Origin of the sequence: Kitasatospora sp. NPDC087861, from assembly GCF_044742585.1 — a bacterium.
Classification (GTDB): domain Bacteria; phylum Actinomycetota; class Actinomycetes; order Streptomycetales; family Streptomycetaceae; genus Kitasatospora.
In genome coordinates this window covers 62,282-79,857 of sequence record NZ_JBIUUS010000005.1, presented here as the reverse complement: position 1 = coordinate 79,857, position 17,576 = coordinate 62,282, and the positions used below count along the sequence as shown (strand labels likewise).

Sequence of the window (17,576 nt, the reverse complement as noted above, 5' to 3'; positions counted from 1 at the left end):
GGTCCGGTCCGGTCGGAGCAGACCAATCAGCCCGAGCAGGCGCTGCGCTGGGCCTGCTGCCAGGCGCAGACCGGGCACAGGGTGCTGCCCGGCCGGTCGGCGGGCAGCTCGGTCGGTTCCCCGCACAGCACGCAGTCGGCCCGCGGCCCGGTCGACGCCGGATCGCGCACCAGCGCCGCCTGCGTCTCCTGCGCCCCGTCGCCGGAGGCGAGCTCGCACACCACCGCGTCCTCGTTCGTCGCGCTGTCGCTCATGCCGCCTTCCTACTCCGCCTCCTGCCCCCGCCGCAAGGCGGTACCGGTGGCCCCGGTCAGCGCCCCGCCTCCTGCCCGGCCTCCTCGATCATGGCCGCGACACCGTCCAGGAGCGGGCGCAGCCCGAAGGCGAACAGGGTGTCCAGGTCGAGGTCGTAGCCGTTGCCCTTGCCGAAGCTGCCGGCGACGCGGGCGAACACGGGGTAGCGGGTGCCCGAGACGATCGCCGCCATGGCCGGTCCCTGGCTGTCCATCCACTGGTCCCCGGTCAGACCGGTGCCAGCCTCGGCCTGGGACTCCCGTTCCAGGTGGACGGCGATCCCCTGGACATAGCAGTAGAGCAGGACATGCAGGTCGAGCATGGTCTCCGGGGCGAGATCGTGGCCGTCCAACGCGGCGAGCGCCCACTCGGCGTGCACCATCAGGGCGGGCAGCATCAGCGGGCGGGTCAGAGCGCCGACCTGCGCGAGCCAAGGGTGCCGGCGGTAGATCCGCCACAACGTGTGCGCGCCGAGTTCCAGCCTCGCCCGCCACGGCCCCGACGGCTCGGCCGGATAGCTCTCCTCGCCGAACACCGAGTCCGCCATCAGCAGCACCAGGTCGTCCTTGCCGCCGACGTACCGGTAGGGGGACATCGCGGCGACGCCGAGCCGGGCCGCGACGCTGCGCATGGACAGCGCGGCGAGTCCTTCGCCGTCGGCGATCTCGACGGCGGCCCGGACGATCCGCTCCCTGGTCAGTTCGGCGGACGAGGGGGCCGCCGGGTCGGCCGGCCGGCGCCGGAGCGCCTTCGCGGTGGCGGAGCCCGACGCGGGGCCCGGCGCGAGGCGCGAAGCGGAGCCGGCCGCGATGCCGGGGCCTGCGTCGCTGCCGGTGGCCACCACCGTGCCGACCCGGGGCCTGGTCTCGACCAGGCCCTCCAGCCGCAGTGTGGTGAGGACCTTGGTGGCGGTGGCGAGCGCGACGTTCCACTCGCGGGCGATCTGGCGGGTCGAGGGCACCCGCCCACCGGGGGCGAGCGTGCCGTCGGCGATGCGCCGCCCGATCTCGTCGGCGATGCGGCGGTACGGCGGGGCGGGCTCGGGCTTCGAGGCCATGTGCTGCCGGCTCCCTCACGGACTGCGGATCATTTTCGGCGGGTGCCGAATCTGTACTAGCTCAGATCCTACCAGCGGACTTGTTCGCAAGCCGGTCACTGAACTAGCTCAGCAACGGAAAAACTGCACTTGGCAGCCCTGAACGTACGCCGTACATTCAAGGCGCTTACGGCGTACAGGCCGAGCGGCACACCGACCCGAGGGGGCTCCCATGAAGACCATGCCGAAAACCATGCCGCCGACCGTGCTCGTCTCCGGCGGCGGCATCGCGGGCTCCGCGCTCGCCTGCCTGCTGAGCCGCCGGGGCCTCGCCGTGACGGTCGTCGAGCGCGCGCCCGGCCTGCGCCGTGGCGGCCAGGCCGTCGACATCCGCGGCGCCGCACTCGGTGTGATCGAGCGGTTGGGCCTGCTGGAGCAGGCCCGCGCCCACCGCACCCGGATGCGCGGGATGTCCGTGCTCGACGCCGACGGCCGGGAGATCCACCGCTCCACCGAACACACCTTCAGCAGCGGGCGGCTCGACGGCGACGACATCGAGCTGCTGCGCGAGGACCTTGTCCGCCTCCTGCACGAACGGGCGGCGGCCGATGCCGAGTTCGTGTTCGGGGACGCCGTCACCGCGCTCGACGAGGACGAGGACGGCGTCCGGGTCGACTTCGAGCACCGCGCCCCGCGCCGCTTCGACCTGGTCGTGGGGGCCGACGGCCTGCACTCGGCCGTGCGCCGCCTGGTCTTCGGGCCCGAGGAGAACTTCACCCGCCACCTCGGGATGCACCTGGTGATCTTCAGCGCGGACAACTTCCTGGCCCTGGAGGACTGGCAGCTGTGGCTGCGGGACGGCGAGGCCGGCTACGGCGTCTACCCGGTGCGCGACAACTCGCAGCTCCGGGTCACCTTCGGCTTCGCGGCCGGGCCCCTGCCCACCGACCGGCGTGATCCCGAGGCGCAGAAGCAGCTCGTCGCCGAACGGATGGCGGCGCTGCGCTGGGAGACCCCGAGGCTGCTGAAGGCCCTGCACGAGGCGCCCGACCTTTACTGCGACGCGATGACGCAGATCCACCTGGACCGCTGGTCACAGGGCCGGACCGCCCTGCTCGGGGACGCCGGCTACTGCGCCTCCCCGCTGTCCGGCCAGGGGACCAGCCTCGCCCTGGTCGGCGCCCACGTCCTCGCCGACGCCCTCGCCCGGGCCGGCCACGACCACCAGGGCGCCTTCGCCCGGTACGAACGGCGGCTGCGCCCGTTCGTCGAGCTCAACCAGGCGCTGGCGACCGAGAATCCGGGTGGGCCGGCCTCCGAGGCCTCCGTCGAACGCGCCAAGAACGCCATCGCACTGGACGACTGAACGCCCCCCCCCCCGGGCCCCCACCCGGCCAAACCCCACCGCCCGGCCGACGCCGGCCGGGCGGCGTGGGACTACGGTGGGCGGATGGCCAGCGATCTTCAGCGGCGGCTGAACGCCGCCCGCGACGCCGGGTTCTCCTACCCCGAGGTGGGCGCGACCCTCGGCGGGCGGCTGCCGGACGGGTATGCGCACCTGCGGCGACGGGTGTACCTGGGGCACGGGGCGCAGGTGTTGGAGCGGGCCGGGCGGTACGTGCTCGGCTGGGGCTGCCAGCTGGGCACCGGCTTCGCCGTGTACCCGCACGGGCCGGCCGAGGCGGGGGCGACGGTGCTGCTGCGGCTGAGCCTGCCGGGCGGCCGGTGGCCGCGGCTGGTGATCCCGTGCCGGGTGGTGTGGACGCTCGACGATCCGGGCCGGATCGGCTTCGCGTACGGCACCCTCCCCGGGCACCCGGAGTGCGGCGAGGAGGCGTTCCTGGTGTCCATGGGCGCCGACGGCGGGGTGTGGTTCGAGGTGTCCGCGTTCTCCAGACTGGCCGCCTGGTACGCGCGGCTGGGCCGACCGGTCGCGCTGCTCTGCCAGCACCTGGCGGTCGAGCGCTACCTGGCCGCGGTGGCCGCCGCCGTCGCCGACCCCGCCGCCGACCCCGCCGGTGGCCCCGCCGCCGTCGCCGACCCCACAGACAGCCCCGCCGCCGAGTAGGGCGTCCGGTCGGCCGAGCATCCGTCCGGGGGTCAGCCGAGGAAGGACAGCCGGACGGTCCGGCGCGGGTTGTCCCCGTTGGTGTCGATCAGCACCACGGACTGCCAGATGCCGAGCGCCAGTTGGCCGCCGATCACCGGCAGGGTGGCGTGCGGGGCGACCAGGCCGGGCACCACGTGGTCCCGCCCGTGGCCGGGGCTGCCGTGCCGGTGGCGCCAGCGGTCGTCGGCGGGGAGCAGCTCGCGCAGGGTGTCGAGGAAGTCGTCGTCACTGCCGGAGCCGGTCTCCAGGACGGCGATCCCGGCGGTGGCGTGCGGGACGAAGACGTTGAGCAGGCCGTCGCGACCGGCGGCCCGGTCGGTGAGGAACGCGGCGCAGCGGTCGGTGATGTCGAGCGCGACCTCGCGGCTGCCGGTGGTGATCTCGAAGGTGGTGGTCTGGAAGGGGCCCGGGTGGGTGGAGTGGGTGTTGTCCGCCATGGCGCCATCCTCACCCACGCCGGGGGGCCTCGCGCAGCACCTCGCGGACTCCGCTTGCCGGGGAGGCAAACTGCACTAGGGTGAAAGGTTCAGACCAAAGTAGCCGGGGCGGGGTGGGCGGGCGCAGGTCAGGGGCCCGCGCACACCGAAAACCCGGCGGTCCGTGTGGTCCGCCGGGATCCGGGTCCAGCATGTGAGCAGGTCAGCCGCGACTGCCGAAGAGGCTTCGCCGCAGCCGACGCAATGGCGCCAGCAGCGACACCCGCACGTGGCGGCGCCTGGCCGTCGGAGCGCTCTCGCCGCGCGGCGTCAGCTCCCTTATCAACCCGAGCGCCTCGGCGGTGTCCACCGCCGAGAGTGCGGGTGCGCCGAGCACGGCCAGGTGTCGATCGATCCGACGGCCGGTCGTGCCGACACCGCACTGGATCGCCGGCACGCGGGGCCGAGTCCGCACTTGCATGTGTTCCATCAGTTTCCCACCCCTACGAGGCGCCAGGGCCGTGAGGCGAAGACTATCCGCGATGGACGGCCTTCGCGCAACCGTCCTTGGTGTTGTGCCACCGTATCGTGCGGCGTCAACTGACGATGCACCAGGGGCCACCAGGCCGGTCACGACTAGGCATCAATGATGGTGCACGACCGGCCATCCGTCAGCAGGGCCCGGAGTGCGGACCCGGCGCCCGGTGGCCCGGGGTACGCCCGGCGCGCGGGGTCTCACGGGCGGCCCGGTGGTCGCACCGGCCACAGCGGCGATCGCGGCGACGGAGGCGGCCCGGACCCGGCCACGGATATAGGGGACAGCTCCCGGTCGTCGACAAAGCGACCGGTCGACTCGGTCACGCTTCATGAAGTGAACACATTCGAGGGATTGACTCTCGGGATTACTCCAAGCAATATCTGTGAGAACGGGCTCATGCCGGATCGCACCCAGGCATGTGTTCGAGTGATGAAGGACTCCGGCTCCTGCGAGCCACTGCCCGGCCGCCTCGACGCTGCGGTGGCCAGGCTCGCGAGGTGCCCGGACCGGCGGCCGGCCGTAGAGGGTCGGCCGGGCCGCCACCAGGCTGCCGGTGCCACCCCGCTCGGGGCCCGGCACCGGCGGCTCCGGGTCCGGAGCCCGCCCCCGGGGCGGCCGATCGCCCCGCCGACGCCCGCCAGGCGCCCCCGCCCCGATGTCCCCGCAGGTCGGACCCGGTGGGTCGGTAGACTCGGCCAGCGTGCCCCTCCTCCTCAGCATCGTGCTCCCGGTCCACGGCGTGGAGCGGTTCCTGCCGCGCTGCCTCGACTCGATCCTCGGCGACACCCCCGCCTCGGAGACCCGTTTCGAGGTGATCGCGGTCGACGACCTCTCCCCCGACGGCTGCGGCGCCGTCCTGGACGCGTACGCGGCCCGCGACCCCCGGCTGCGGGTCCTGCACCTCACCGAGAACCAAGGCCTCGGCGGCGCCCGCACCGCCGCCCTGCCGCAGGTGCGCGGCGATTTCGTCTGGTTCGTGGACAGCGACGACTGGCTGCCCGAGCAGACGGTCGGCACGGTCCTGGACGAACTGGAGCGGGAGCGCGCACGCGAGACGCCCGCCGACGTCCTGCTGACCGGCTTCACCCACGTCTACCCGGACGGCGACACCGAGCCCAACCCCTGGCGCCACGTGCTGGCCGACTCCCCGCTGGTCGAGGGCTGCACGCTGGCCGAGCACCCGGCGCTGTTCCAGACCGTGATGTCGGTGTGGAACAAGGTGTTCCGCCGCGCCTTCCTGGAGGGCCTCGGCGTCTCCTTCGGCCGCGGCTACTACGAGGACATCTCGGTCACCTACCCCGCGCTGCTGGCCGCCGAGCGGCTGCGCTACCTCGACCGCCCCTGCTACTTCTACCGGCGCGGCCGGGACGGCGCGATCACCGCCACCGCCTCCCCCAAGCACGCCGACGTGTTCGCCCAGTACGACGCGATCTTCGCCTTCCTGGACCGCCCGGACCGCCCCGGCCGGCCCGTCCCGGACGCGCTGCGCACCCTGGTCTTCGACCGGACCGTCCGACAGGCGCTGAACGTCTACGACACCCCCGGGCTGGTCCCCGCCGACCGGCGCAAGGACTTCTTCCGCCAGATCGCCCGGCACTTCACCCACCACCGCCCGGCCGGCTACCGCTACCCCGGCGGCGTGCGCGGCGTGCAGTACCGGCTGGCCGCGCGCGGCGCCCGGATCGCTTACGCGGAGCTGCGCCGCACCGGGCGACTGCCGCGCGAACTCAAGCGCGGGGCACGGGCGGTGGCGCCCGCGGTGAAGAAGGGCGTGCGCAGCGGCGCCAGGTTCACCGCGTACAACGCCTTCCGCCGGCTGCCACTGGACGAGCACCTGGCGGTCTACGCGGCGTACTGGCACCGGGGTTACGCCTGCAGCCCGGCGGCGATCTACGAGAAGGCGCGGGAACTGGCGCCGCAGATCCGGGGCGTGTGGGTGGTGGAGAACCGCGCCCAGGCCGAGACCATACCGCCCGGCGTGCCGTACGTGATCGTCAACACCCCCGCCTATCTGAAGGCGATGGCGACCGCCAAGTACTTCGTCAACAACGTCAACTTCCCGCGCACGATGGCGAAGCGGCCGGGCACGGTCCATGTGCAGACCCAGCACGGCACCCCGCTCAAGGCGATGGGCATGGACCTGCGCGAACGCCCCGAGGCCGCCGAGGGGATGGACTTCGACCAGCTCCAGGAGGCCATCGACCGCTGGGACTTCCTGGTCTCCTCCAACCCGCACACCAGCGAGCACTTCGCCCGTGCCTTCCCCGGCCGGTACGAGATGCTGGACACCGGCTACCCGCGCAACGACCGGCTGGCCAACGCCGCACCGGAGGAGGTGCGCGCCATGCGCGAACGGTTCGGACTGCGGCCCGGCACCACCGCCGTGCTGTACGCCCCGACCCACCGAGGGGACAAGGGCGGCTACCTGCCACTGCTGGACGTACGGGAGCTGGCCCGCCGGCTGGGCCCGGACTTCACCCTGCTGGTGCGCACGCACTACTTCCACACCGGCGGCCCGGGCGACCTGGCGGCGGACGAGGGCTCGGCCGCGATCGTGGACGTCTCGGCCCACCCGACCGTGGAGGACCTCTACCTCGCGGCGGACGCGCTGGTGACGGACTACTCGTCGATGATGTTCGACTACGCGGTGCTGGACCGGCCGGTCGTGGTCTTCGCACCGGACTGGGAGGAGTACCAGCGGGTGCGCGGCGTCTACTTCGACCTGTTCGCGGAGCCGCCGGGGGCGGTCACGGTGGACGCGGACGGGCTGGCGAAGGCGCTGCTGGCGGGCGATCCGGAGCCGGCCGCGCGGGCGCGGTTCCGGGCGAGGTTCTGCCCGTGGGACGACGGCGGGGCGGCGGAGCGGGTGGTGCGCCGGGTGTTCCCGGTGGAGTCCTGACGCGGGGGCGTGGGAGTCCTGCCGCGGAGACGTGTGGGGTCCTGCCGCGTGGGGTCCTGACACGTTGATACCAGGGGCCCTCGCGGGCCTCCGAACGGGGCCGGCGCCGCCGGTACGGCGACCGGCCCCGTCGACGCGGACTCAGCGCCGGCGGGCGGCCAGGAACTCCGCGAAGGTCAGCACGCCGTCGTGGTCGGTGTCCATGGTGTGGATCAGCGCCTCGGCCATCGAGATGGTCACGTCGTGGTCGCCCATCTCGTTGGCGACCAGCGCGTACTCGGCCGGGGTGATCTTGCCGTCACCGTCCTTGTCGAAGCGGTCGAACATGGCCTTGATCGCCTCAGTGGTCTCCATCGTGCCCTCCTGGTACTGCGGGGTTGTGCTCGGTTCGGACGGCCGTACCCTACCCGGCCGTGGTGCGCGCCACGGTCGGCGGGAGTGGACGGGCGCGGGGGTGGGTGTCGTAGTCTGCGGATCTGATTGCCGGCCCGGGCTCCTCCCGGGCGATCGTTCGTCCAGGGAGGGAACCATGCTCGATCTCGCCACCAGGCTGGTGCTGAAACCCGTCTCGCGCGGTATCTGGCGGCCGGTCATCGAGGGTGCCGAGAACGTGCCGCGCAAGGGCGGGGTCATCCTGGCCAGCAACCACCTGTCCTTCATCGACAGCGTGGTGATCCCGCTCACCACCCCGCGCCGGGTCCACTTCCTCGCCAAGGCCGAGTACTTCACCGGGACGGGACTCAAGGGCCGGCTGTCCAAGGGCTTCTTCGAGGCGATCGGCGCGGTGCCGGTCGAGCGCGGCACCTACCGTTCCGCTCAGGCCTCGCTGGAGTCCGCGCTGGAGATCCTGGAGGACGGCAAGGCCTTCGGCATCTACCCCGAGGGCACCCGCTCGCTGGACGGCCGGCTCTACCGGGGCAAGACCGGCGTCGCCTGGCTGGCGCTCACCGCGGGCGTGCCGGTGGTGCCGGTGGCGCTGGAGGGGCCCGAGCGGATCCTGCCGATGGGCAAGCGCGTGCCGCGGATCAAGACGGTGACCGTCCGGTTCGGCGAGCCGCTGCACTTCGACGAGTTGCACGGGCAGGCCCGTTCGCTGAAGGCCCGTCGGCAGGTGACCGACGAGGTGATGGCGGCGATCCAGCGGCTCTCCGGCCAGGAGGTCGTGGAGAGCTACAACGAGGTGCCGAAGGCCGCGTAGGCGCGGCCGCTCGCACCTGCCCGACCACGACGACCGCCCGCGAGGCGGCCGCTCACACGTGCCCGAGCACGGCTGGCTCCGGTGCGGCGGCGGCCGGCTCCGGCGCCTCCCGGCGCAGCAGCGCCGCGTAGCGGCCGTCCAGTTCCACCAGTTCCTCGTGGGTCCCGAGTTCGACGACCTCGCCGTGGTCGAGGACGGCGATCTGGTCGGCGGCCCGGACGGTGGAGAGCCGGTGCGCGATGGTGATGGTGGTGCGGCCGGCGGCCAGGGTGTCCACGGCCCGCTGGACGGCGTGTTCGGTGCGGTTGTCCAGCGCGCTGGTGGCCTCGTCGAGGATGAGCACCGGCGGGTTGCGCAGGATCGTACGGGCGAGCGCGAGGCGCTGCTTCTCGCCGCCGGAGAAGCGGTAGCCGCGCTCGCCGACCAGGGTGTCGTAGCCGTCCGGCAGGGCGGCGATGGTCTCGTGGACCTGCGCGGCCCGGGCGGCCTCGACCAGTTCGGCGTCGGTGGCCTCCGGCTTGGCGAAGCGCAGGTTCTCGGCGACCGAGGCGTGGAAGAGGTAGGTCTCCTGGGAGACCACCCCGACCGCGCGGGCCAGCGTGTCGAAGGACAGGTCGCGCACGTCCACGCCGTCGATGGTGACCCGGCCGCCGGTGACGTCGTACAGCCTGGGGACGAGGTAGCTGAGCGTGGTCTTGCCGGAGCCCGTCTCGCCGACCACGGCCAGTGAACTCCCGGCCGGGACCTTGAGTTCGACGCCGGAGAGGGTGGGCCGCTCCTGCGCGGGGTCGTAGCGGAAGTCGACGTCCTCGAAGCGGACCTCGCCGCGGATGCCGGTCAGGGTGAGCGGCTTCGGCGGCTCGGCGATCTCCACCGGCAGGTCGAGGTACTCGAAGATGCGCTGGAAGAGCGCGAGCGAGGTCTGCACGTCCACGCCGGTGGAGAGCAGGCTGACGGTCGGGCGGAACAGGCCCTGCTGGAGGGTCACGAAGGCGACCAGGGTGCCGACCGAGACGATCGGCGCGCCGCCCGCGGCGGACAGGCCCGCCGCCCAGTAGATCACCGCGGGCATCGCGGCCATCACGATCTGGATGGTGTTCATCCGCCAGCGCCCCGCCATACTGGCCCGGACTTCGAGGTCGGCCAGCTGGTCGGACTGCCCGGTGAACTCCCGGGCCAGCGAGTCGGAGCGGCCCATCGTGCGGCCGAGCAGGATGCCGCTGACGGACAGCGACTCCTGGACGGCCGAGCTCATCGCGGCCAGCTGCTTCTGCCGCTCGGTGGTGATCTTCTTGCGCTCGTTGCCGACCCGGCGGCTGATCCAGACGAACACCGGGAGCAGCAGCAGCGAGACGACGGTGAGCCGCCAGTCGAGCGCGACCATGGCGACCACGGAGGCGATCACGGCGGTGAAGTTGGAGACCAGGCTGGTCGCGGTGGACGTCACCGTGGACTGCATGCCGCCGATGTCGTTGGCGATCCGGGACTGCACCTCGCCGGTGCGGGTGCGGGTGAAGAAGGCCAGCGACTGCCGCTGCAGGTGGCTGTAGACCGCGGTGCGCAGGTCGTGCATGACGCGCTGGCCGACGGTGGTGGAGATCAGCGTCTGCAGGACGTTGAAGATGCTGTTCACCACGGCCGCGAGCACCATGCCGAGCGCGAGCAGGCTGAGCAGCCCGGTACGGCCCTGCGGGATGGCGGTGTCCAGCACGGCCTTGAGCAGGAACGGCGAGACCACCGACACGACGGCCGAGGCGGCGACCAGAAGACCGACGACGGTGAGGCGGCCCGCGTAGGGCCGGAAGAGTGCCAGGATGCGCCGCCACTGGGCCGGTGGGCGGGGCTCGCCCTGGGCTCGCTCGGGCGGCGTCCAGTCGATGGCGGTGGGCCTCAAGGGCGGACCTCCGTGGGTCGGGCGGTCGGGCGGCCGCCAGCATAGCGAGAATAGCTCATAGTTAGACTAGCTAATAGTGAGGGTTGCTCTATTCCCTGCCGTCCCCCACTGTTCTCCGCCACTGCCCGCGACTCCTCGCCGTGCGTCACCGTCCCCCGCCGTCCGGTGCCGTCCGGTGCGGGACGATGCGGGACGGTGCCGTCCGGTGCGGGACGATGCGGGACGGTGCTGTCCGGTGCGGGACGGTGCTTTACGCGCCGCGGCCGCCCGACCGACCTCGCGTCAGTTCGTCCGGTAGCTGCGCGCCGCCTTCGAGGACAGACCCCCGAGCCTGCCGGACGGCAGCAGCCGGGCCAGGGCGACCACGGCCTTGTAGCGCTTGCCCGGCACGGACAACGAGCGGCCCCGGGCCAGGTCGCGCATCGCCTCCTCCACCACCCGCTCGGCCGACAGCCAGGACCACGCCGGGATGTTGCCGGTGCCCATGCCGGCCCGCTCGTGGAACTCCGTCCGGGTGAAGCCCGGGCAGAGCGCCATCATCCGCACCCCGGTGCCGCCGAGGTCGCGCAGCACGCCCTGGGTGAAACTCACCACCCAGGCCTTGCTCGCCCCGTACGTGCCGCGCGGTAGGAACGCCGCCACCGAGGCGACGTTCACGACCGCGCCGCGCCCGCGCTCGCGCATCCCCGGCAGAGCGGCCGTGGTCAGCCGCAGGATCGCCTCGACGTGGACCTTCAGCATGTCGAGCTCGTCCTTCAGCGGGACGGTGAGGAAGGCGCCCTTGTTACCGAAACCGGCGTTGTTGACGAGCAGGTCCACCGGACGGTCGGAATCGGCGAGCCGGGTCTCGACGGCCGCGATGCCCTCGTCGGTGGCGAGGTCGGCGGTCAGCACCTCCACCTCGGTGCCGAACCTCCCGCCCAGGTCGGCGGCGGCGCGCTCCAGGCGCCCGGTGTCCCGGGCCACCAGGACGAGCTGGTAGCCGCTGCGGGCGAGCCGGCGTGCGAACGCGGCTCCGATGCCGGCGGTCGCGCCGGTGATCAAGGCTGTGGTCATGCCCCGACGGTACCGACTCGCTGCAGCCGCGCCCACACCGAGTGCAACATCCGTGCTCAGCGGGCGGCACCCTGACGGTCGTGCGCGGGGCCCCCGGAGGCCGTGCGCTGCCACGTCCCACTCGGACGGGGACCGGCCGCCGCCCGCACGCCCGACACCGTCGTCGAACTCGGCGCGACGACCGAGATGTTCACCGCACTGCCGCTCGCGACGGCTTGCTAGGCGGCGACGGCCTTGGCGCGGTCGGCGGCGATGTGTACGGCGAGGCCGCCGAGGACCGTTCCCATGGCGTAGCGCTGGATCCGCAACCAGCCCGGGCGGCGGTTCAGGAAGGAGGCGATGCCGCCCGCACTCACCGCGATCAGCCCGTTGACGGTGACCGCCACCACGATCTGGGTCAGGCCCAGCACCAGGCTCTGCGCCGCGACGTGACCGCGCTCGGGTGCCACGAACTGGGGCAGCAGCGAGATGTACATGATGGCGATCTTGGGGTTGAGCAGACAGGTCAGGAAGCCCATCGCGAACAGCCTGCGCGGCGGGTCCGGCGGCAGCTGCTGCGGGGCGAACACCGCCGTACCGCCCGGGCGGACGGCCTTCCAGGCCAGCCACAGCAGGTACCCGGCACCGGCCAGCTTGATCGCGGTGTAGAGGGCGGGCACCACCGAGAACACGGCGGCCACGCCCGCCGTCACCGCGGCCAGGTAGACCAGGAAGCCGGCCGCGACCCCGGTCAGCGACAGCAGCCCGGCGCGGCGGCCCTGGGCGATCGACCGGGAGACCAGGTAGATCATGTTGGGCCCCGGCGACAGCACCATGCCGAGCGCCACGGCGGCGACCCCGAGCACGGCGTGCCCGTCCACGGCGGATACGGCGGATCCGGCCGATCCGGCGAGGCCCGCGGCTACGGCGGGGCCGGCGGCTACGGCGAGGGTCAGTGCTTCCATGCCAGGAGGCTAGGGCCGGTATCGATCTCAATGCAATGATGACTTTGCACTCGGTGCAATCCTGTCAACTTGCATGGAGGGACGCCCGTCGATGGACGACTACCGCCTGATCGCCGACGAGATCGCCGCCGCCATCACGGGCGGGCGGCTGCGACCGGGCCAGCAACTGCCCACTCAGCGCGCGTTCGCCCGCAGCCGGGGCATCGCCAACTCCACGGCGGGGCGCGTCTACCGGGAGCTGGCCCGACGCGGGCTGACCACCGGGGAGGTCGGACGCGGCACCTTCGTCCGGGCCGGACACGGGGCCGCCGGCAGGGCGGGCGGCGGGGCGGGCGGCGGGGCGGGCGGCGACCAGGTGGCGCTCGCCGAACCGGCCGGTGCGCCGGTGGACCTGGAGCTCAACTACCCCGCCGTCCCCCAGCTGTCCGGGCTACTGGCCACCGCGCTGGCGCCACTGCTACGGGCGGACGCGCTGGGCGCCGCGCTCGCGCCGGTGGGCGCGGCCGGGACGGGCGCGGCCCGGCAGGCGTTCGCGGAGCTGGTGTCGGACGGATCCCGGGAGGTCGCCGGGGAGGAACTGCTGTTCGCGGGCAACGGTCGGCAGGCCATCGCCGCAGCGCTGTCCGCGCTGGTGCCGCCCGGCCACCGGCTCGGGGTGGAGGCGCTGACCTATCCGGTGGTCAAGGCAGTCGCCCAGCGGCTGGGCATCACGCTGGTGCCGCTGGCCGTGGACGAGCACGGGCTGCTGCCCGACGCCGTGGCCGCCGCCCATCGGGTCGCTCCGCTGCGCGCCGTCTACGTCCAGCCGCGACTGCAGAACCCGCTCGGCGGGAGCCTGCCGTACGAGCGGACGGCCGCCCTCGCCGAGGAACTGCGCCGGCTCGACCTGTGGGCCGTGGAGGATGCGGTCTGGTCCTTCCTGCGCCCCGAGTCGACCGCGCTCGCAGCCCTCGCACCGGAGCGCACCGTCCTCGTCGACAGCCTCTCCAAACGGCTCGCACCCGGACTGACCACCGGGTTCGCGGCCGTCCCGGCCGCGCTGCGCGAGCGGGTGGCCGGCGCGCTGCGCTCGGGTGGCTGGGCGCCCAGCGGGTTCGCACTGGAGGCGGCCGTGCGCTGGATCGGGGACGGCACCCTCGCCGCGGTCACGACGGCCAAGCGCGCCGACGCGGCGGCCCGGCAGCAGTTGGCGCGCGAGGTGCTGGCGGGGCAGCGGGTCCGGGCCGACCCGTGCTCGTACTACCTGTGGTGGGAGCTTCCGGCGGCCTGGCGGGCGGAGACCTTCGTCGCGGCGGCGGCGCGCGCCGGCATCGCGGTCACGCCTGCGGCCGCGTTCGCCGCCGACCCCCGGCGCTCCCCGTCCGCCGTCCGGGTCGCCCTGGCCTCGCCGCCGCTACCCGTCCTGGGCCGGGCGCTGGAGACGCTCGCGCAGATCGCGCGGGGGGCGGCGGAGGAGTGGGTGGAGTGACGGGGGCGGGCGGGTGAGCGGGCGGGTGAGCGGGCGGACCACCGACGGCCGACGGCCGACGGGTAACAAGTAACAGATGTTGAAATCTGTCATCTGTTATCTGTCCGCTGAAATCTGTCGGCTGTCGATCGTCCGCCGCCGGCCGTCAGCGGCCCGCGTCGCTCCGACCACCCCGCACGGCCGTGTCCGCGGCTCCGCCGGCGCCGACGGCACGCAGGCGGGAGGCGGCGGTGGCGGCGAGCTGGGGGGCGATCCGGGCGACATCGCGGGAGCCGACCGCCGCGATCAGGCTCGGCAACAGCCAGCGGACCGGCTGCATGCCGCGCAACCAGGCCTGGGCGTAGACATGGGCCGACCGGCGGGCGATCCCGGCCACGATCCGCTCCACCGCCGGCTCCAGCGGGTAGGTCTTGTTGGCCGGCCACGGCAGCCGGGTCCGCATCTGCTTGAGCACGGTGTCCTCGTCGGCGCCGCGCACCATGTCGGTGTCGGTCCAACTCAAGTACCCCACACCGACCTTGACACCCTGATAGGCGACTTCGGCCCGGAGCGAGTGGGCGAAGGCCTCCACCCCCGACTTGCTGGCACAGTACGCGCTCATCAGCGGCGCGGGCGTCAGCGCGGCGAGCGAGGCGATCTGCAGCAGGTAGCCGCGGCTTTCGGCGAGGGCGGGCAAGAAGGCCCTGGCCGTGGCGACGCTGCCGAGCAAGTTGACCTCGATGACCCGGCTGAACGCCCGGTGGTCGCTGTCCGTCAACGGCCCGCCGATGGCGATGCCGGCGTTGGCCACCACGGCGTCGATCCGGCCGTAGTGCTCCTTGATCCGGCCGGCGGCGTCACTGAGCGCGTCGAGGTCGGTGACGTCCACCTCCCAACTGGTCGCGGCCGCACCGCACTGCGCCGCGACGGCCTTGAGTTCGTCCGGTTCCAGCCCGAGGAGAGCGACCTTGGCCCCGCGCCGGGCGAGCGTTCGGGCGAGCGACGCGCCGACCCCGCGGGCGGCCCCGGTGACGACGACGACCTGTGCGGACAACGGCGGAATGGCGTTCATGCGACGGCGTTCCTCTCGGAGGCGGAGGCAGCGGCAGGAGCGGGGACGGACATGGGGACGGAAGCGGCGGACAGGTACGCGGCGGCCATCCGGTGGATCTCGGCGGCGACCTCCACCGGCCGCTCCAGCGGCGCCATGTGGCCGACCCCGGGAAGAAGCAACAGGCCTTGCGCATCCGCGAGTTCGGCGACGATGCGGTGTGCGTGCACCGGCGGCGTCAGCCGGTCCACGGCGCCGACCACGACGGAGGTCGGCGCGGCGAGCCGGGCGAGTCCGGCGTGGACGTCCAGGCGGTCGAGGACGCCCGCCCAGTTGGCGCGGACGGCGGTCGGACAGGCGTGCACGATGCGGGCCGTCGCCTCGACCTGCCCAGCCGGCGAACCAGGGCCCATCGTGGCGTACTTGAGCGCGACGCGGCTGGCCGTCGAGACCGGACCGAGCGGCAGCCGGGAGCGCAACAGTTGCCGGTGCAGGAAGCGGCGCAGCCGCGGGGAGCGCACCGCCTGGGGCAGTACGGCGAGTTCGGCCACCAGCTCGCCCGGCCCGGTGGAGACCAGGACGGCGGCGGCGGTGCGGTCGGCGATCTCGGGGCGGCCGCCGGCGGCCATGATGGTCATCCCGCCCATGCTGTGCCCGGCGAGTACGGCCCGCTCCCCCACCGGGACGGTCCGGGCGAGGACGGCGGAGAGGTCCTCGGCCAGCGCCCGGGTGGAGTAGCGGGCGCGGCTCGGCGGGATCTCGCTGTGCCCGTGGCCGCGCTGGTCGTAGGCCACCACCCGGTAACGGTCGGCGAGTTGGCGTATCACCGGCGCCCAGAAGGCGGTTGAGCAGGTCCAGCCGTGGGCGAGCACGACCGTCGGCGCCCCGGGCTGGCCGTGGACCTCGACGTGCAGCCGGATCCCGTCCGCCGATCGGACGCTCAACTCCTCGACGGGCGCCGGTGCGACGTACTCGGCGGGCAGCGGGACGGCCCTCACGCGGACACCTCCTGGGCGGTACGGGCGGCGGCGCCCTGTCCGGCACGCATGATCAGCTCGTACTCGCCGAGGTCGACCTTGCGGGTGGCGCGGCGGAACGCCGTGGTGGAGCCGGGCCAGAGCACGGTGTTCTTGCCGTTCGGGTCCAGGTACCAGCTGCGGCAGCCGCCGGTGGTCCAGACGGTACGGTCCATCCGGTGCTGCAGTTCGAGGTTCCACTGCCGCTGGGCCCGGACGGTGGGCTGCATCGCGGTGGCGCCGATCGATCCGAGCGTGGTCAGCGCGTCGATCAGGTAGTTGAGTTGGGACTCGATCATGAGGATCATCGAGCTGTTGCCGAGGCCGGTGTTGGGGCCGATCACGAAGAACAGGTTCGGGAAGCCGTGCACGGTCGAGCCGCGCAGTGCCTCCATCCCGTCCTTCCACTCCTCGGCCAGGCTGGTGCCGTCGGCGCCGAACACCCGGGCCCCGATGGGCATGTCGGTGACGTGGAAACCGGTGCCGAAGACGATGGCGTCCACCTCGTGCTCGCTGCCGTCGGCGGCGACCAGGGTGGAGCCGCGCAGTTCGCGCAGGCCGGAGGCGACGACCTCGGTGTTGGCCGCGGCGAGCGCCGGGTAGTAGGTGTTGCTGAGCAGGATCCGCTTGCAGCCGATCCGGTAGTCCGGGGTGAGCTTGGCGCGCAGGGCCGGATCGGACACGCCCTGGGCGATGTGGCGTTCGGCGATTTGCTGGACCACGCGCAGCAGCCCGGGGCGGCGCACGAAGGCGTCCACCTGGAGCTCGCGGAGCGCGAACAGGGTGCCGCGGCGGATGGCGCCGGTCACCGGCAGACGGCTGTGCAGCCACTTCTCCAGCTGGCTGATCTCGCGGTCACGGCGCGGCAGGACCCACGCCGGGGTTCGTTGAAATACCGTCAACTTGCCTACCTGCGGCTGAATCGACGGGATGATCTGGGCGGCGGAGGCGCCGGTCCCGACGATCGCGACTCGCTTGCCGGTCAGGTCGTAGTCGTGGTCCCAGCGGGAGGAGTGGAACACCTTGCCGGGGAAGGCGTCGAGCCCCGGCAGGTCGGGGATCTGCGGGTCTGCGAGCGGCCCGGCGGCGGAGACCACGGCGTCGGCGGTCCACTGACCGGCCGAGGTGGTGATCCGCCAACGGGTCTGCTCGACCTCCCAACGGGCCTCCAGCACTTCGGTGTTGAACCGCAGGTGCGGGCGCAGGCCGAAGACGGCGGCGACCTTCTCCAGGTATGCGCGGATGTCCGGCTGGCCGGAGAAGCTGCGCGGCCACTCCGGGTTCGGCGCGAAGGAGAAGGAGTAGAGGTGGGAGGGCACGTCGCAGGCACAGCCGGGGTAGCTGTTGTCGCGCCAGGTGCCGCCGACCGAGTCCGCGCGCTCCAGGACGACGAAGTCGGTGATCCCGGCGCGGCGCAGCCGGACCGCGGCGCCGAGGCCGCCGAAGCCGGAGCCGATCACCGCCACCCGGGCGTGCGGGACGGCCTCGTCCGCCGTCGGGGCGCCGGACGTGCCGGAGCGGGGGCGCTTGCTGCTGGATGCCATGCGGCCTCCTCGTGAGGGTGGGGCGGTGATCTTCGCGCTGCCGTTCTGGTGCTGCCCCCGGGGCGGTCCCGGGAGCCCGCCAATCGCGCCAGTAATCACTGGCATGATGGGCAGGGTAGTCCTTGCTGACACC

General features: G+C 73.1%; 16 protein-coding genes. 5 read left to right on the top strand and 11 right to left on the bottom strand.

The window, feature by feature from the left end; translation table 11 throughout:
• Positions 1-26: 26 nt before the first annotated feature.
• Together ACIOJE_RS09810 and ACIOJE_RS09805 are read right to left on the bottom strand one after the other, a co-directional pair.
• Entirely contained in the window at positions 27-254 is a 228-nt protein-coding gene (locus tag ACIOJE_RS09810) for a hypothetical protein (RefSeq protein WP_280679323.1), read from the bottom strand.
• Between the two features lie 56 nt (positions 255-310).
• Positions 311-1,351 carry a TetR/AcrR family transcriptional regulator C-terminal domain-containing protein gene (locus ACIOJE_RS09805; RefSeq protein WP_400774755.1) on the bottom strand — a complete coding sequence of 347 codons (1,041 nt, stop codon included), beginning with the start codon at positions 1,349-1,351 and terminating at the stop codon, positions 311-313.
• Positions 1,352-1,562: 211 nt separating this feature from the next.
• On the opposite strand from ACIOJE_RS09805, the gene ACIOJE_RS09800 reads away from it, so the two are divergent.
• Positions 1,563-2,696 (top strand): FAD-dependent monooxygenase, encoded by a 1,134-nt coding sequence (locus tag ACIOJE_RS09800; RefSeq protein WP_400774752.1) that lies wholly within the window; start codon positions 1,563-1,565, stop codon positions 2,694-2,696.
• An 84-nt stretch (positions 2,697-2,780) separates the two neighbouring features.
• Positions 2,781-3,398 (top strand): DUF1990 family protein, encoded by a 618-nt coding sequence (locus tag ACIOJE_RS09795; RefSeq protein WP_400774751.1) that lies wholly within the window; start codon positions 2,781-2,783, stop codon positions 3,396-3,398.
• Positions 3,399-3,430: 32 nt separating this feature from the next.
• On the opposite strand, the gene ACIOJE_RS09790 is transcribed toward ACIOJE_RS09795, so the two are convergent.
• Together ACIOJE_RS09790 and ACIOJE_RS09785 are read right to left on the bottom strand one after the other, a co-directional pair.
• Positions 3,431-3,877: a YjbQ family protein gene (locus ACIOJE_RS09790; RefSeq protein WP_280681191.1), complete on the bottom strand. Its 447-nt coding sequence runs from the start codon at positions 3,875-3,877 to the stop codon at positions 3,431-3,433.
• Positions 3,878-4,079: 202 nt separating this feature from the next.
• The gene (locus ACIOJE_RS09785; protein WP_280681189.1) at positions 4,080-4,346 is read right to left on the bottom strand and encodes a hypothetical protein; all 267 of its coding nucleotides are present in this window, start codon (positions 4,344-4,346) and stop codon (positions 4,080-4,082) included.
• Between the two features lie 748 nt (positions 4,347-5,094).
• Here ACIOJE_RS09785 and ACIOJE_RS09780 point away from each other — a divergent pair.
• Positions 5,095-7,293, top strand: coding sequence for a CDP-glycerol glycerophosphotransferase family protein (locus ACIOJE_RS09780; protein WP_400774748.1), 2,199 nt, complete (start codon positions 5,095-5,097; stop codon positions 7,291-7,293).
• Positions 7,294-7,434: 141 nt separating this feature from the next.
• On the opposite strand, the gene ACIOJE_RS09775 is transcribed toward ACIOJE_RS09780, so the two are convergent.
• Positions 7,435-7,647: an EF-hand domain-containing protein gene (locus ACIOJE_RS09775; protein WP_280681185.1), complete on the bottom strand. Its 213-nt coding sequence runs from the start codon at positions 7,645-7,647 to the stop codon at positions 7,435-7,437.
• A gap of 175 nt (positions 7,648-7,822) precedes the next feature.
• Between ACIOJE_RS09775 and ACIOJE_RS09770 the strand changes: the two genes are divergently transcribed.
• Positions 7,823-8,491, top strand: a complete 669-nt coding sequence (locus tag ACIOJE_RS09770; RefSeq protein ID WP_280681183.1) for a lysophospholipid acyltransferase family protein — start codon at positions 7,823-7,825, stop codon at positions 8,489-8,491.
• Positions 8,492-8,543: 52 nt separating this feature from the next.
• On the opposite strand, the gene ACIOJE_RS09765 is transcribed toward ACIOJE_RS09770, so the two are convergent.
• The 3 genes from ACIOJE_RS09765 to ACIOJE_RS09755 form a co-directional block, all read right to left on the bottom strand.
• Positions 8,544-10,385: an ABC transporter ATP-binding protein gene (locus tag ACIOJE_RS09765; protein WP_280681181.1), complete on the bottom strand. Its 1,842-nt coding sequence runs from the start codon at positions 10,383-10,385 to the stop codon at positions 8,544-8,546.
• Positions 10,386-10,667: 282 nt separating this feature from the next.
• Positions 10,668-11,441 (bottom strand): SDR family oxidoreductase, encoded by a 774-nt coding sequence (locus ACIOJE_RS09760; RefSeq protein WP_280681179.1) that lies wholly within the window; start codon positions 11,439-11,441, stop codon positions 10,668-10,670.
• A gap of 218 nt (positions 11,442-11,659) precedes the next feature.
• Entirely contained in the window at positions 11,660-12,256 is a 597-nt protein-coding gene (locus tag ACIOJE_RS09755) for a LysE family translocator (RefSeq protein ID WP_400775119.1), read from the bottom strand.
• Positions 12,257-12,476: 220 nt separating this feature from the next.
• Between ACIOJE_RS09755 and ACIOJE_RS09750 the strand changes: the two genes are divergently transcribed.
• A complete protein-coding gene (locus ACIOJE_RS09750; protein WP_400774745.1) occupies positions 12,477-13,853 on the top strand; it encodes a PLP-dependent aminotransferase family protein in 1,377 nt (458 codons plus the stop codon).
• Between the two features lie 145 nt (positions 13,854-13,998).
• Here ACIOJE_RS09750 and ACIOJE_RS09745 read toward each other — a convergent pair whose 3' ends face one another.
• Genes ACIOJE_RS09745 through ACIOJE_RS09735 form a run of 3 tightly spaced genes read right to left on the bottom strand, consistent with a single transcriptional unit; the run spans position 13,999 to position 17,443 of the window.
• A complete protein-coding gene (locus ACIOJE_RS09745) occupies positions 13,999-14,904 on the bottom strand; it encodes an SDR family oxidoreductase (RefSeq protein ID WP_280681174.1) in 906 nt (301 codons plus the stop codon).
• Positions 14,901-15,881: an alpha/beta fold hydrolase gene (locus ACIOJE_RS09740; RefSeq protein WP_400774742.1), complete on the bottom strand. Its 981-nt coding sequence runs from the start codon at positions 15,879-15,881 to the stop codon at positions 14,901-14,903. Before ACIOJE_RS09740 ends, ACIOJE_RS09745 begins: the two co-directional genes overlap by 4 nt.
• On the bottom strand, positions 15,878-17,443 hold the full coding sequence (locus ACIOJE_RS09735; RefSeq protein ID WP_400774740.1) for a flavin-containing monooxygenase: 1,566 nt from the start codon (positions 17,441-17,443) through the stop codon (positions 15,878-15,880). Before ACIOJE_RS09735 ends, ACIOJE_RS09740 begins: the two co-directional genes overlap by 4 nt.
• Between the last annotated feature and the right edge of the window lie 133 nt (positions 17,444-17,576).

What these genes read in the sequence shown, in the direction of transcription:
- ACIOJE_RS09810 (WP_280679323.1), bottom strand. Translation starts at nt 254, where the DNA reads ATGAGCGACAGCGCGACGAACGAGGACGCGGTGGTGTGCGAGCTCGCC.
- ACIOJE_RS09805 (WP_400774755.1), bottom strand. Translation starts at nt 1,351, where the DNA reads ATGGCCTCGAAGCCCGAGCCCGCCCCGCCGTACCGCCGCATCGCCGAC.
- ACIOJE_RS09800 (WP_400774752.1), top strand. Translation starts at nt 1,563, where the DNA reads ATGAAGACCATGCCGAAAACCATGCCGCCGACCGTGCTCGTCTCCGGC.
- ACIOJE_RS09795 (WP_400774751.1), top strand. Translation starts at nt 2,781, where the DNA reads ATGGCCAGCGATCTTCAGCGGCGGCTGAACGCCGCCCGCGACGCCGGG.
- ACIOJE_RS09790 (WP_280681191.1), bottom strand. Translation starts at nt 3,877, where the DNA reads ATGGCGGACAACACCCACTCCACCCACCCGGGCCCCTTCCAGACCACC.
- ACIOJE_RS09785 (WP_280681189.1), bottom strand. Translation starts at nt 4,346, where the DNA reads ATGGAACACATGCAAGTGCGGACTCGGCCCCGCGTGCCGGCGATCCAG.
- ACIOJE_RS09775 (WP_280681185.1), bottom strand. Translation starts at nt 7,647, where the DNA reads ATGGAGACCACTGAGGCGATCAAGGCCATGTTCGACCGCTTCGACAAG.
- ACIOJE_RS09770 (WP_280681183.1), top strand. Translation starts at nt 7,823, where the DNA reads ATGCTCGATCTCGCCACCAGGCTGGTGCTGAAACCCGTCTCGCGCGGT.
- ACIOJE_RS09760 (WP_280681179.1), bottom strand. Translation starts at nt 11,441, where the DNA reads ATGACCACAGCCTTGATCACCGGCGCGACCGCCGGCATCGGAGCCGCG.
- ACIOJE_RS09755 (WP_400775119.1), bottom strand. Translation starts at nt 12,256, where the DNA reads ATGGTGCTGTCGCCGGGGCCCAACATGATCTACCTGGTCTCCCGGTCG.
- ACIOJE_RS09750 (WP_400774745.1), top strand. Translation starts at nt 12,477, where the DNA reads ATGGACGACTACCGCCTGATCGCCGACGAGATCGCCGCCGCCATCACG.
- ACIOJE_RS09745 (WP_280681174.1), bottom strand. Translation starts at nt 14,904, where the DNA reads ATGAACGCCATTCCGCCGTTGTCCGCACAGGTCGTCGTCGTCACCGGG.
- ACIOJE_RS09735 (WP_400774740.1), bottom strand. Translation starts at nt 17,443, where the DNA reads ATGGCATCCAGCAGCAAGCGCCCCCGCTCCGGCACGTCCGGCGCCCCG.